This window comes from Leclercia sp. Marseille-Q4284 (genome assembly GCF_916618945.1).
In the GTDB taxonomy this organism is placed as follows: Bacteria; Pseudomonadota; Gammaproteobacteria; order Enterobacterales; family Enterobacteriaceae; genus Enterobacter; species Enterobacter tamurae.
In genome coordinates this window covers 149280-163157 of sequence record NZ_CAKAKG010000002.1, presented here as the reverse complement: position 1 = coordinate 163157, position 13878 = coordinate 149280, and the positions used below count along the sequence as shown (strand labels likewise).

10 protein-coding genes are annotated in these 13878 nt (G+C 57.6%); 1 reads left to right on the top strand and 9 read right to left on the bottom strand.

Annotation, left to right across the window (positions count from 1 at the left end; genetic code table 11):
• Window position 1: 1 nt before the first annotated feature.
• The 5 genes from apaG to lptD are packed head-to-tail and all read right to left on the bottom strand — an operon-like array spanning window position 2 to window position 5875.
• Window positions 2–379: a Co2+/Mg2+ efflux protein ApaG gene (gene apaG / locus LG383_RS15505; protein WP_106994204.1), complete on the bottom strand. Its 378-nt coding sequence runs from the start codon at window positions 377–379 to the stop codon at window positions 2–4.
• A gap of 3 nt (window positions 380–382) precedes the next feature.
• Window positions 383–1204 (bottom strand): 16S rRNA (adenine(1518)-N(6)/adenine(1519)-N(6))-dimethyltransferase RsmA, encoded by an 822-nt coding sequence (gene rsmA, locus LG383_RS15500; RefSeq protein WP_106994205.1) that lies wholly within the window; start codon window positions 1202–1204, stop codon window positions 383–385.
• On the bottom strand, window positions 1201–2187 hold the full coding sequence (gene pdxA / locus LG383_RS15495; RefSeq protein WP_106994206.1) for a 4-hydroxythreonine-4-phosphate dehydrogenase PdxA: 987 nt from the start codon (window positions 2185–2187) through the stop codon (window positions 1201–1203). Before pdxA ends, rsmA begins: the two co-directional genes overlap by 4 nt.
• Window positions 2187–3473 (bottom strand): peptidylprolyl isomerase SurA, encoded by a 1287-nt coding sequence (gene surA, locus LG383_RS15490; protein WP_106994207.1) that lies wholly within the window; start codon window positions 3471–3473, stop codon window positions 2187–2189. The genes pdxA and surA overlap by 1 nt, the downstream gene beginning before the upstream one ends.
• 53 nt (window positions 3474–3526) lie before the next feature.
• Window positions 3527–5875: an LPS assembly protein LptD gene (gene lptD, locus LG383_RS15485; protein WP_225759594.1), complete on the bottom strand. Its 2349-nt coding sequence runs from the start codon at window positions 5873–5875 to the stop codon at window positions 3527–3529.
• 239 nt (window positions 5876–6114) lie between these two features.
• Between lptD and djlA the strand changes: the two genes are divergently transcribed.
• On the top strand, window positions 6115–6933 hold the full coding sequence (gene djlA / locus LG383_RS15480; protein ID WP_225759593.1) for a co-chaperone DjlA: 819 nt from the start codon (window positions 6115–6117) through the stop codon (window positions 6931–6933).
• A 40-nt stretch (window positions 6934–6973) separates the two neighbouring features.
• Here the strand turns inward: djlA and rluA are convergent, their stop codons facing one another.
• From rluA to araD, 4 genes are all read right to left on the bottom strand, one after another.
• Window positions 6974–7633, bottom strand: a complete 660-nt coding sequence (gene rluA / locus LG383_RS15475; protein WP_225759592.1) for a bifunctional tRNA pseudouridine(32) synthase/23S rRNA pseudouridine(746) synthase RluA — start codon at window positions 7631–7633, stop codon at window positions 6974–6976.
• Window positions 7634–7645: 12 nt separating this feature from the next.
• On the bottom strand, window positions 7646–10552 hold the full coding sequence (gene rapA / locus LG383_RS15470; protein WP_106994211.1) for an RNA polymerase-associated protein RapA: 2907 nt from the start codon (window positions 10550–10552) through the stop codon (window positions 7646–7648).
• Window positions 10553–10681: 129 nt separating this feature from the next.
• Window positions 10682–13039 carry a DNA polymerase II gene (polB, locus tag LG383_RS15465; RefSeq protein ID WP_225759591.1) on the bottom strand — a complete coding sequence of 786 codons (2358 nt, stop codon included), beginning with the start codon at window positions 13037–13039 and terminating at the stop codon, window positions 10682–10684.
• 118 nt (window positions 13040–13157) lie between these two features.
• Window positions 13158–13853, bottom strand: coding sequence for an L-ribulose-5-phosphate 4-epimerase (gene araD / locus LG383_RS15460; RefSeq protein ID WP_225759590.1), 696 nt, complete (start codon window positions 13851–13853; stop codon window positions 13158–13160).
• Window positions 13854–13878 lie beyond the last annotated feature (25 nt).

Below are 13878 nucleotides of genomic sequence, written 5' to 3'. Positions count from 1 at the left end.
TTTAGTGAATGAGTGTTGTAACAGCCAGACGGAAAACAGGAATGGCAACGCGGAATGCATTGCCGTCGGCATCGACCATTTCATAATGGCCCTGCATGGTGCCCAGCGGCGTTTCGATTACCGCGCCGCTGGTGTACTGATACTCTTCGCCAGGATCAATGTGCGGTTGTTCACCCACCACGCCTTCGCCCTGCACTTCAATTTCACGGCCGTTGCCGTTGGTGATAAGCCAGTAGCGCCCAAGCAACTGCACAGGCGTCCGCCCCAGGTTACGAATGGTTACCGTATAAGCAAAAACAAAGCGCTCTTCATCCGGTGTGGACTGGGACTCAACATAGATGCTTTGTACGTGAACACATACGCGGGGCGAATCAATCATGGCTTAGCTCTCCTTCGGCGGCGCATTGTCGCTGATGTAATTAGCCAGTTTGCAGTACTGCTCTACGGAGATGTTCTCCGCACGCATTGCCGGGTCGATACCCAGCTCAGCCAACACTTCAACGGTAAACGAATTGCTAAGGCTGTTACGAATCGTTTTACGGCGCTGGTTAAAGGCTTCTGTGGTGACACGGCTCAGTACGCGCAGCTCTTTGACCGGGAACGGCTTCGTTTTATGCGGCACGAGACGCACAACCGCAGATTCCACTTTTGGCGGTGGCGTGAACGCAGATGGCGGCACTTCGAGTACCGGGATCACGTTGCAGAAATATTGTGCCATCACGCTTAAACGACCATACGCTTTACTGTTTGGCCCTGCAACCAGTCGGTTAACGACCTCTTTTTGCAACATGAAGTGCATGTCGGCAATGGCATCAGTATAGCTAAACAGGTGGAACATCAGCGGAGTGGAGATGTTGTACGGCAGGTTACCGAACACGCGTAGCGGCTGACCGAGCTTCTCCGACAGTTCGCCGAAGTTCATGGTCATGGCATCCTGTTGATAAATCGTCAGTTTCGGCCCAAGGAACGGGTGCGTCTGCAGACGGGCTGCCAGATCGCGGTCCAGTTCGATGACGGTCAGTTCATCCAGACGCTCGCCAACCGGCTCGGTCAGTGCAGCCAGACCCGGGCCGATCTCGACCATCGCCTGACCTTTTTGTGGATTGATAGCCGAAACAATACTTTCGATCACGAACTGATCGTTGAGGAAGTTTTGCCCGAAGCGTTTACGGGCTAAGTGGCCCTGATGGACTCGATTAGTCATTGAGTATTAACAATCATTTTGATGGCGAGATTAAGCGCCGTAATAAAACTGCCGACATCTGCTTTCCCCTGGCCCGCTAAATCAAGTGCAGTGCCATGGTCAACAGAAGTACGAATAAAGGGTAAACCGAGGGTGATATTCACGCCGCGGCCAAATCCCTGGTATTTTAGCACGGGAAGGCCCTGATCGTGGTACATCGCCAGCACGGCGTCTGCATGATCGAGATATTTAGGCTGAAACAGGGTATCGGCAGGCAGCGGCCCGCTGAGATTCATCCCCTGAGCCCGCATCTCATCCAGCACCGGAATAATGGTGTCGATCTCTTCCATACCCATGTGACCGCCTTCGCCCGCATGCGGGTTCAGGCCGCACACCAGCACGTGCGGATCGGCAATACCGAATTTCGTGCGTAAGTCATGGTGCAGGATAGCAATCACATCGCGCAGCAGATCCGGCGTAATGGCCTCGGAAACGGCTTTGATCGGCAGATGGGTGGTAGCCAGCGCAACGCGCAGCTCCTCGGTGGCCAGCATCATCACCACTTTTGCGCTATGGGAACGCTCTTCAAAAAACTCGGTATGGCCGGTAAAGGCCACGCCGGCATCGTTGATCACCCCTTTATGCACTGGCCCGGTGATCAGCGCGGCAAATTCGCCGCTCAGGCAGCCATCACAGGCGCGCGCCAGCGTCTCCACCACATAGTGGCCGTTTTCGGTACTGAGTTGACCGGGGACGACGGGGGTACGCAGGGGGACAGGCAACAGCGTCAGGGTGCCCGCTTGCTGGGGGAGAGGCGCGTTTTCTGCCTGATAGGGCAGCAGGGTGAGCGGCAGATTGAGCTGTTTGGCTCGCGCCTCAAGCACGCTGGCATCGGCGCAGATCACCAGTTCGACCGGCCAGCTGCGCTGGGCAAGCTGGACGACCAAATCAGGACCAATCCCGGCAGGTTCGCCGGGAGTGATAACAACACGATGGTGTTTCATTACTTGCTCAGAACTTTGACGTAAGCGCTGGCGCGTTGTTCCTGCATCCAGGTTGCCGCTTCTTCAGAGAACTTACGGTTGAACAGCATGCGGTACGCACGGTCTTTCTGGGCCGCATCGGTTTTATCCACGCTGCGGGTGTCCAGCAGCTCAATCAGGTGCCAGCCGAAGGTGGAGTGAACCGGTTCGCTCAGCTGACCTTTGGTCATCCGCATCAGCGCATCGCGGAAGGCCGGATCGTAAATATCTGCTGCCGCCCAGCCCAGATCGCCGCCCTGATTCGCAGAACCTGGATCCTGAGAGAACTCTTTCGCGGCGTTAGCGAAGGACGTTTTACCGCTGCGGATATCGGCGGCAATCTGCTGCAGCTTCGCCCGCGCCTGATCGTCATTCATCAGTGGGGACGGTTTCAGCAGAATGTGGCGGGCATGCACTTCGGTGACCGAGATGCTCTGGCTCTGGCCGCGCAGATCGTTCACTTTCAGAATGTGGAAGCCAACGCCGGAACGGATTGGACCGACGATATCGCCTTTCTTCGCCGTGCTCAGCGCCTGGGCAAAGATAGATGGCAGCTCCTGAATACGACCCCAGCCCATCTGGCCGCCTTTCAGCGCCTGCTGGTCCGCCGAATAGGTGATCGCCAGCTTGCCGAAGTCACCGCCGTTACGCGCCTGATCGACGATAGAGCGGGCCTGGCTGTCCGCCTCAGCAACCTGGTCGGAAGAGGGGTTTTCTGAGAGTGGGATCAGGATGTGGCTCAGGTTCAGTTCGGTGCTGGCATCATTCTGGTTACCCACCTGTTTTGCCAGCGCGTCCACTTCCTGCGGCAGGATCGTCACACGACGACGCACTTCGTTGTTACGTACTTCTGAAATCAGCATCTCTTTACGGATCTGATTGCGGTAGGTCGAATAGCTGATGCCGTCATAGGCCAGACGGCTGCGCATCTGGTCGGCTGACATGTTGTTCTGCTTCGCAATGTTAGCGATAGCCTGATCGAGCTGCTCATCAGAGATCTTCACACCCATCTTCTGACCCATCTGCAGAACGATCTGATCCATGATCAGACGTTCAAGGATCTGATGACGCAGTGTGGAATCATCCGGAAGTTGCTGACCTGCCTGACCCGCGTTGAGCTTCACAGACTGCATTAAACCATCAACGTCGCTCTCAAGTACCACACCGTTGTTCACAACGGCAGCGACTTTGTCGACAACCTGTGGGGCCGCGAAGCTGGTATTCGCAACCATAGCGATACCGAGCAGCAGCGTTTTCCAGTTCTTCATACTTTTTCCATATCAATTAACCGCAATGCGGATTACGTTGTAAATCAAGTAGATCATAAGGAACTACGGTACGGCAGAATCGGTGAACGCAGCATCTGTTGAGTACCCAGACCATAGTTTGAACTCAGGCCACGCAATTCGATGTTAAAGCCGATGACGTTATCGTACTCGCTCTGATTTTTGTCGACATCCCAGCCGTTAAGCTTACGCTCGTACCCGACACGGATCGCATAACAGCAGGAGCTGTACTGCAGACCCAGCATCTGATCGGCCGCCTTACTCTGATTGGTATCAAAGTAGTACGCCCCGACGATAGACCAGCGATCGGCAATCGGCCAGCTGGCGGTACCGCCCACCTGCGAAATGCCCTCTTTGTACTGATCGGCATTTGAGAAGTTAGGCAGTGTCGCCTGGATGTATTCCGGGCTGGCGTAACGGTAGCTCAGCTGCACCATCCGGTCTTCATCACGGCGATACTCAATGGCAGCACTGCTGGTGGCAACGTTATCCAGACGCGTATCGTACTGCAGACCGCCACGCAGCCCCCAGCGATCGGTCATGCGCCAGTAGGTGTCGCCGGCCCAGACCAGGGAGCCCGTTTTGTTGTTTTTCTCCCAGTTGATGTTGTCATCGCCGGTACGCGATTCTGTGAAGTAGTAGATTTGACCCACAGAAGCATTAAAACGTTCAACGGCAGCATCATCATAAACGCGGGTTGTGACCCCGGTCGTCACCTGGTTGGCTGAAGCAATACGGTCCAGGCCGCCGTAAGTACGATCGCGGAACAGACCGCTGTAGTCGGATTGCAGCAGTGACGAGTCGTAGTTATTGATTTTGCTCTGATCGCGATATGGCACATACAGGTACTGCGCGCGCGGCTCCAGCGTCTGGGTGTAACCCTCGCTCCAGTTCATGTCGCGCTCGAAGACCAGCTTGCCGTCCATTTTAAACTGCGGCAGCGTACGGTTAACGGACTCTTCCAGGTTAGTGCCGTTGTTGGTGTTGTACGTGTCCAGATTGTCCTGCTGATAGTGAGTCGCCATCAGCTTCACTTCGGTATCCAGGCTGGCCCAGTCGTTCGACACCGGCAGGTTGATCGTCGGCTCAAGGTGAACACGGGTGGCTTCTGGCATATCGGAGTTGGTATTCACGAAATGCACGGCCTGGCCGTAGATACGGGTATCAAACGGGCCGACATCATTCTGGTACCAGTTGACGTCCAGCTGCGGTTCCGCACCGTAGGTGCTGGCGTTCTGGCTACTGAATACCTGGAACTGACGGGTCGACACGGTAGCGTCAAAGTTTTTCACCGCATAGCCTGCGCTAAAGATCTGCGTGGCGTAACCGTCGGTACTGGAACCGTATTTCGACGAGAAGTCGTTGAAATAGTTGGGATCGCTGACTTTGGTGTAGTTAACGTTGAAGCGCCAGACCTGATCCATCACCCCGGCATGTTGCCAGTAGTATAACCAGCGGTGGCGATCGCCCTCGGTCGGATGCTCATCCTCATAGACCTTATCCGATGGCAGATAGTCCAGCTCCATCAGGCCTTCACCCGCATGGGTCAGATAACGGAACTCGTTTTCCCACATGATGTTGCCGCGCTTATGGATATAGTGCGGCGTGATCGTGGCGTCCATGTTGGGCGCGATGTTCCAGTAGTACGGCAGGTAGAATTCGAAATAGTTGTTGGAACTGTACTTGGCGTTCGGGATCAGGAAGCCTGAACGACGTTTATCACCGATGGGCAGTTGCAGGTACGGGCTATAGAAGACCGGCACCGGACCGAGCTTAAAGCGGGCGTTCCAGATCTCCGCAACCTGCTCCTCGCGGTCGTGGATCACTTCGCTGCCGACCACGCTCCAGGTATCAGAGCCCGGGAGACAGGAGGTAAAGGTCCCGTTCTCAAGAATGGTATAGCGGTTTTCACCGCGCTGTTTCATCAGGTCGGCTTTACCGCGCCCCTGACGACCCACCATCTGATAATCACCTTCCCAGACGTTGGTATCTTTGGTATTCAGGTTCGACCAGGCTTTCGGACCTTTCAGGATGACCTGATTATCGTCATAGTGCACATTACCCAGTGCATCCACTGTTCGTACCGGTTCTGCCGCGCCTTCTGGCTGTTTCTGGTGCAACTGAACTTCATCGGCCAGCAAACGGCTGTTGCCCTGGTTAATATCCACATTGCCGCTAAAGACGGCGTCGTCAGGATAATTCCCTTTCGCATTGTCAGCAGTGATGGTGACCGGTAGCGTGTTCGTATCACCCTGAACCAGCGGGCGATCATAGCTGGGCACACCCAGCATACATTGCGAGGCGAGATCGGCAGCCAAACCCTGTTGACTGTACAGGGCAGACGCTATCATCGTGGCCAGGAGGGTGGGGATACGTTTTTTCATACGTTTTATTTATTGTTCCGTCATCAGTGGCTTATCGCTGGCAAACGGTCAGAGACTATCTTACTCATCATCACAGTGCCAGCGTTAATCCTGCCCGTAAACAAGCCGTGGTGATAGGCTCGTTATTGAATGACGAGTATGATAATGCAAATTATAGGCGATGTCCTTCAATTGACCGTGGCCAGGCCACCGGAATGATGGCGTTCGCGGGATCAAATACATCACCATTTGGGGAGTATATGCAGTATTGGGGAAAAATTATCGGCGTGGCGTTCGCTTTACTGATGGGCGCGGGCTTCTGGGGTATCGTTCTGGGCCTGATTATCGGCCATATGTTTGATAAAGCTCGAAGTCGTAAGATGGCCTGGTTTGCCAACCAGCGTGAACGTCAGGCACTTTTTTTTGCCACGACGTTTGAGGTGATGGGCCATCTGACCAAATCGAAGGGGCGGGTGACCGAGGCCGACATCCATATCGCCAGCCAGTTTATGGACCGCATGAACCTGCACGGCGACTCGCGGGCCGCGGCGCAACACGCATTTCGCATCGGCAAGGCGGATAACTATCCCCTGCGCGAAAAAATGCGTCAGTTTCGCAGCATCTGCTTCGGACGCTTCGACTTAATTCGGATGTTTCTGGAGATTCAGATCCAGGCAGCCTTTGCTGACGGCTCGCTCCACCCGAACGAACGCGCGGTGCTGTATGTCATTGCTGAAGAGCTGGGCATTTCCCGTACCCAGTTCGATCAGTTCCTGCGGATGATGCAGGGCGGGGCGCAGTTTGGCGAAGGCTATCAGCAACAGCAGGCGGGCGGTGGCGGCTGGCAGCAGGCGCAGCGTGGGCCGACCCTGGAAGATGCCTGTAACGTGCTGGGCGTGAAGCCGACCGACGAGCCGACGACCATTAAGCGCGCCTATCGTAAGCTGATGAGCGAGCACCATCCGGATAAGCTGGTGGCGAAAGGTTTACCGCCGGAAATGATGGAGATGGCGAAGCAAAAAGCGCAGGAAATTCAGAAAGCGTACGAGCTCATCAAAGAGCAGAAGGGATTTAAGTAAAGAGAGTTGCCCGGCAGACGAAGCGCCGCCGGGCAAAACATCAGAAATCCGCCGGGGCCTTAAAGGTCATCGGCGTACCGTATTCCGGGTGGGTGATGGTCAGCATCTCCGCATGCAGCTGCAGACGCGGCGCCATGGCCCGGGCTTCCGGCGTGGCATAAAAGCGATCCCCCAGAATCGGGTGACCCAATGCCAGCATATGCACGCGCAGCTGATGCGAGCGCCCGGTAATCGGTTTTAACAGTACGCGGGCGCTGTTATCCGCCGCGTACTCCAGCACTTCATACTCGGTTTGCGCCGCCTTGCCGGTCTCGTAGCAGACCTTCTGCATCGGTCGGTTCGGCCAGTCGCAGATCAGCGGCAGGTCAACCAGACCTTCCGCCGGTTGTGGATGTCCCCAGACGCGCGCCAGGTACTGCTTCTTCGGCTCGCGCTCACGAAACTGACGCTTCAGCTCACGCTCTGCCGCCTTGGTCAGCGCGACCACAATCACCCCGCTGGTTGCCATGTCCAGACGATGCACAGACTCCGCCTGCGGATGATCGCGCTGAACGCGCGTCATGACGCTGTCCTTGTGATCGTCCAGCCTGCCCGGAACAGACAACAAGCCGCTCGGCTTGTTGACCACCATAATGTGCTCATCCTGATACAGAATGACCAACCACGGATCCTGCGGCGGATTGTAGGGTTCCATCAACATATTGCGCTCCGCTTACTGATGCGTCACAACGATGAGACGCAGCGCATCCAGACGCCATCCTGCCTGATCCAGGCTCTCAAGCACCTGCTGCCGATTGCTCTCAATCGCTGCCAGTTCATCGTCACGAATGTTCGGGTTCACCGCGCGCAGGGCTTCCAGACGCGACAGTTCCGCCGACAGTTTGTCATCCGCTTCGCTGCGTGCCGCGTCAATCAGCGCCCGCGCCGCTTTCTCAATCTGGGATTCACCCAGCTGGAGAATGGCGTGCACATCCTGCTGAACCGCATTCACCAGCTTGCTACCGGTGTGGCGGTTAACTGCACTCAGCTGACGGTTAAAGCTCTCAAACTCGACCTGCGCCGCCAGGTTGGTGCCGTTCTTGTCCAGCAGCAGACGCACCGGCGTGGCAGGCAGGAAGCGGCTGAGTTGCAGCTGTTTCGGTGCCTGGGCTTCCACCACGTAGATCAGCTCTACCAACAGCGTCCCCACCGGCAGTGCCTTGTTCTTCAGCAGCGAAATGGTGCTGCTGCCGGTATCGCCGGAGAGGATCAGATCCAGACCGTTGCGGATCAGCGGGTGCTCCCAGGTGATGAACTGCGCATCTTCGCGGGAGAGCGCCACATCACGCTCAAAGGTGATGGTGCAGCCATCTTCCGGCAGGCCCGGGAAGTCCGGAACCAGCATGTGATCGGACGGGGTCAGCACAATCATGTTCTCGCCACGATCGTCCTGGTTGATACCCACGATATCAAACAGGTTCATGGCGAAACTGATCAGGCTGGTATCGTCATCCTGCTCTTCGATGCTCTCTGCGAGCGCCTGGGCTTTTTCACCGCCGTTGGAGTGGATCTCCAGCAGACGGTCACGGCCCTGTTCCAGCTGGATTTTCAGCGCGTCGTGCTGCTCGCGACAGGTTTTGATCAGATCGTCGAAACCGTCGGTATTTTCCGGCGTTGCCAGGTAGCCGGTCAGCTCGCTATGCACGCTGTCGTAAATGGTACGGCCGGTCGGGCAGGTATGTTCAAACGCATCCAGTCCTTCGTGGAACCAGCGCACCAGTACCGACTGGGCGGTTTTTTCCAGATACGGAACGTGGATCTGAATGTCGTGCGCCTGGCCAATACGATCCAGTCGACCGATACGCTGCTCCAGCAGATCCGGGTTGAAAGGCAGATCGAACATCACCAGACGGCTGGCGAACTGGAAGTTACGCCCTTCGGAGCCGATTTCGGAGCAGAGCAGCACCTGGGCACCGCTGTCTTCTTCGGAGAACCACGCCGCGGCGCGGTCGCGTTCAATAATCGACATGCCTTCATGGAACACCGCCGCGCGGATACCTTCCCGCTCGCGCAGAACCTGCTCCAGCTGCAGCGCAGTGGCGGCTTTGGCGCAGATGACCAGCACCTTCTGCGAGCGGTTGGCGGTCAGGTAGCCCATCAGCCACTCAACGCGCGGGTCGAAGTTCCACCAGGTACCGCTGTCGCCTTCAAATTCCTGATAAATCTGCTCCGGATAGAGCATGTCCCGGGCGCGTTCTTCTGCCGTTTTACGCGCGCCCATAATGCCGGAGACCTTGATCGCCGTCTGGTACTGGGTTGGCAGCGGCAGTCGAATGGTGTGCAGCTCGCGTTTCGGGAAGCCTTTCACCCCGTTACGGGTATTACGGAACAGGACGCGGCTGGTGCCGTGGCGATCCATCAGCATGGAGACCAGCTCCTGACGCGCGGCGTCGGCACCGTCACGATCGCTGTTGGCGGCCTGCAGTAATGGCTCGATATCCTGTTCGCCAATCAGTTCGCTCAGGGTGTTGAGCTCCTCGTTGGAGAGGTGCTTGCCCGCCAGCAGCAGGGCCACCGCATCGGCGACCGGGCGGTAATTTTTCTGCTCTTCGACGAACAGCTCGAAATCGTGGAAGCGGTTGGGATCCAGCAGGCGCAGACGGGCAAAGTGGCTCTCCAGACCCAGCTGCTCCGGGGTAGCGGTCAGCAGCAGCACGCCCGGCACGCGCTCGGCCAGCTGTTCAATCGCCATATATTCACGGCTCGGGGCCTCTTCGCTCCACACCAGGTGGTGAGCTTCGTCGACCACCATGATGTCCCACTCGGCATCACACAGGTGCTCGAGGCGCTGCTTGCTGCGGCGAACAAAGTCCAGGGAGCAGATCACCAGCTGTTCGGTTTCAAACGGGTTATCGGCATCGTGCTGGGCTTCGGCGTAGCGTTCGTCATCGAACAGGGAGAAACGCAGGTTGAAGCGACGCAGCATCTCCACCAGCCACTGGTGCTGCAGGGTTTCCGGCACCACAATCAGCACGCGCTCGGCCGCGCCGGAGAGCAGCTGTTGATGCAAGATCATGCCCGCTTCGATGGTTTTACCTAAACCCACCTCATCCGCCAGCAGGACGCGCGGCGCATAGCGACGACCCACATCATGGGCGATATTTAACTGGTGGGGGATCAGGCTGGTGCGCTGGCCGCGCAGGCCGCTCCACGGCATGCGGTACTGCTCACTCTGGAACTTACGCGCGCGATAGCGCAGCGAGAAGCGATCCATGCGGTCAATCTGACCGGCGAACAGGCGATCCTGCGGCTTGCTGAAGACCAGTTTGCTGTCGAGCAGCACTTCACGCAGCATCACATCGGTCTCGTCGGTATCGAGGCGAGTCCCGATATAGGCGAGCAGTCCATTCTCTTCTTTTACGTCTTCAATCTTCAGCTGCCAGCCTTCATGGCTGGTAACGGTGTCGCCCGGGTTGAACATCACGCGGGTAACAGGGGAATCATTGCGAGCATACAGACGGTTTTCACCGGTGGCGGGGAACAGGAGAGTCACCATCCGCGTATCCAGCGCTACCACAGTTCCTAACCCAAGTTCGCTTTCTGTGTCGCTGATCCAGCGTTGACCAAGTGTAAAAGGCATATTTGTTCGGCTCTAATCTTTAATTGCAGGCAATAGTTCAACCACCGATCAGAAATGACGGTAATCGAATAATGGGTCCGGGAATGGAAAGGGCGCTATGGTACTGGATGGCAGCGATTTCGTCACCTGTCAAAATAGCCCCAACTGACCTGTCATCAGTGTAGCAAAGTCGTCGTCCATGAAAGGTAAAATTCCGTCTGCCACGGGCTGCAGCTGCCGCGTCAGGTAGTGTTCATAGTCAAGAGGAGCGCGCTGATAATCCACTGGCTCAGGCCCGCCGGTGGTCCAGACATATTTGATGGTGCCGCGGTTCTGGTACTGCGGCGCCCGTCCGAGACGGACGTTCTCCTCATCGGCAAGCCGGGCGGCGCGCACGTGCGGCGGCACGTTACGCTGGTACTCTGCCAGCGGGCGACGCAGGCGTTTGCGGTAGATAAGCTGGTCATCCAGCTCACCCGCCATCAGGCTGGCGATGGTCTCGCGGACAAACTCCTGATAGGGTTCGCGCCGGAAGATTTTCAGATACAGCGCCTGCTGGAAGTGCTGCGCCAGTGGCGTCCAGTCGGTGCGCACGGTCTCCAGTCCTTTAAACACCATCCGCTGCTTTTCGCCCTCCTGGATAAGCCCGGCGTAGCGCTTTTTACTGCCCTGATCGGTGCCGCGGATAGTGGGCATTAAAAAGCGGCAGAAGTGGGTTTCATACTCCAGCTCAAGGGCGCTGGTTAAGCCCGCCTGTTGCAGATGGGCCCGCCACCAGTCGTTCACGTAGGTCACCAGCGCCTGGCCGATGGCGGCCGCCTCCGCTTCGCTCTGCGCGCCCTTGAGCCAGACGAAGGTTGAGTCGGTATCGCCATAAATCACGTCATAGCCCCGGGATTCCACCAGCACTTTGGTCTGACGCATGATCTCGTGGCCACGCATGGTGATCGACGACGCCAGGCGCGGATCGAAGAAGCGGCAGGCGCTGGTGCCGAGCACGCCGTAAAAGGCGTTCATGATGATCTTCAGCGCCTGGGAGAGGGGTTTGTTGCCGTGGCGTTTGGCCTCTTCACGCCCGTGCCAGATCTGGCTGACAATCTCCGGCAGGCAGTGTTTTTCCCGGGAGAAACGCGCCCCCAAAAAACCTTCGGTGCTGTGCTGCTCATCCGGCTGGGCCAGACCTTCCACCAGCCCGACCGGATCGATCAGAAAGGTGCGGATGATCGACGGATAGAGGCTTTTGTAATCCAGCACCAGCACCGAGTCGTACAGCCCGGGACGTGAGTCCATGACATAGCCGCCGGGGCTGGCCTGAGGCGGCACGTCGCCGAGGTTAGGGGCCACATAACCTGCCCGGTGCATGCGTGGGAAATAGAGGTGGCTGAAGGCGGCCACGGAGCCACCGTGCCGATCGGCGGCGAGGCCATTGACCGTGGCGCGCTCCAGCAGGAACGGCATGATCTCGGTTTTGTGGAAAATCCGCGTTACCAGCTCGCAGTCTTTCAGGTTATAAGTCGCCAGGGCCGGTTTATCTTCGGCGAAGCGGCGGTCAATCTCGTCCATCCTGTCCCAGGGGTTGTCGATGGACTTACCTTCTCCGAGCAGCTCCTGCGATACCGACTCCAGCGAAAATGACGAAAAGCTCCAGAATGCTGACTTAAGCGCCTCGATGCCGTCAATGATCAGCCGCCCATTCGCCTGGGCAAAGAAGACGCCATTTTTAAAGCCGTGCTCGCGCCACTCCAGCTCGCTGTTGCCGCGCCCGAGCAGCAAGGGGATGCGGTAACGTTCGGCGTGCTTTTGCAGCACCCGCAGGTCGAACTGCACCACGTTCCAGCCGATGATCACGTCCGGATCGTGCTGCGCAAACCAGGCGTTAAGCTTCTCGAGCAGCTGCGGGCGGCTGTTGACGTAGATAAGCTCAAAATCGAGGCCGGACGCATCGCCGTTGGCCGGACCGAGCATGTAGACCACCCGCTGGCCGCAGCCCTCAATGCCGATGCAGTACAGCTCGCCGTGGCGGGTAGTTTCAATATCCACCGACGCCCATTTCAGCGGCGGGCGATAGTGTGGGTTGGGTTTGAGGCGGGCATTGATCAGCCGATCGCCCTGAGGCGTCCCGTCCACCCAGACCGGAGCGGTGATAAAGCGCTCCATCAGAAAGCGTTCCGGGGGACGAATGTCGGCTTCGTACAGCGTCACGCCCGCCTCGCGCAGCAGTTTTTCATAGCGCATCTGCTGGCGATGGGCGCGGCAGTAGAGGCCGTAGACCGGACGGCGCTGGAAATCTTTCAGTTCAAGGGGTGTCAGCCGCCAGCCGCTTTCACCGCGCAGCAGCTGTTTCGTTTTTTCGACGTCAGGCTCAGGAATAAAGGCCACGGACTCCTGCGGTGGCAGGGTGATATGCAGCGGACCGTTATTGGTCGCCAGCCAGAATTCCACTTCGGTACCCTGCGGGGTATCCCGCCAGTGTCGGGTCAGTAAAAAGCCTTCTTGCGCCTGCGCCACGCCGTTTTCTCATAAAACAAAACCAGGCGTGAGTATAGCCTGGTTGCGGGTGTTTTGCTGGGGTTTTATACAGGTATCCCCTCACCCTGACCCTCTCCCCAAAGGGGAGAGGGAACAATCACTGACCGTAATAGGCTTTCGCGCCGTGCTTACGCAGGTAATGCTTATCCAGCAGGGTTTGCTGCATATCCGGGAGCTGTGGTGCCAACTGGCGGCAGAAGATGCCCATATAGGCCACCTCTTCCAGCACGATGGCGTTGTGCACCGCGTCTTCGGCATTTTTGCCCCATGCGAACGGGCCGTGAGAGTGAACCAGTACCCCCGGCATCTGCGCCGCGTCGATCCCCTGTTTCTCGAAGGTTTCGACGATCACGTTCCCGGTTTCCCACTCGTACTCACCGTTGATCTCGGCGTCGGTCATCTTGCGGGTGCAGGGGATGGTGCCATAGAAATAGTCGGCGTGGGTGGTGCCTGTCGCCGGGATCGGTTGCCCGGCCTGCGCCCAGATGGTCGCGTGTCGGGAGTGGGTGTGAACGATGCCGCCGATCGACGGGAAAGCCTGATACAGCAGGCGATGGGTCGGCGTATCGGAGGAGGGCTTTTTCGTTCCTTCCACCACTTCACCGGTGGCGATACTGACCACCACCATATCGTCGGCGGTCATCACCCGGTAGTCGACGCCGGACGGTTTAATAACGAACACGCCAGCGTCGCGGTCAACCGCGCTGACGTTGCCCCAGGTCAGGGTGACGAGATTGTGTTCCGGCAGGGCCAGGTTGGCTTCAAGCACCTGACGTTTGAGATCTTCCAGCATGTATCCTCCAGGAAAAAAGGCCCGC

Excerpts from the sequence above, each read along its gene's own strand:
- apaG (WP_106994204.1), bottom strand. The coding sequence starts at position 379 with ATGATTGATTCGCCCCGCGTATGTGTTCACGTACAAAGCATCTATGTT.
- rsmA (WP_106994205.1), bottom strand. The coding sequence starts at position 1,204 with ATGACTAATCGAGTCCATCAGGGCCACTTAGCCCGTAAACGCTTCGGG.
- pdxA (WP_106994206.1), bottom strand. The coding sequence starts at position 2,187 with ATGAAACACCATCGTGTTGTTATCACTCCCGGCGAACCTGCCGGGATT.
- surA (WP_106994207.1), bottom strand. The coding sequence starts at position 3,473 with ATGAAGAACTGGAAAACGCTGCTGCTCGGTATCGCTATGGTTGCGAAT.
- lptD (WP_225759594.1), bottom strand. The coding sequence starts at position 5,875 with ATGAAAAAACGTATCCCCACCCTCCTGGCCACGATGATAGCGTCTGCC.
- djlA (WP_225759593.1), top strand. The coding sequence starts at position 6,115 with ATGCAGTATTGGGGAAAAATTATCGGCGTGGCGTTCGCTTTACTGATG.
- rluA (WP_225759592.1), bottom strand. The coding sequence starts at position 7,633 with ATGTTGATGGAACCCTACAATCCGCCGCAGGATCCGTGGTTGGTCATT.
- rapA (WP_106994211.1), bottom strand. The coding sequence starts at position 10,552 with ATGCCTTTTACACTTGGTCAACGCTGGATCAGCGACACAGAAAGCGAA.
- araD (WP_225759590.1), bottom strand. The coding sequence starts at position 13,853 with ATGCTGGAAGATCTCAAACGTCAGGTGCTTGAAGCCAACCTGGCCCTG.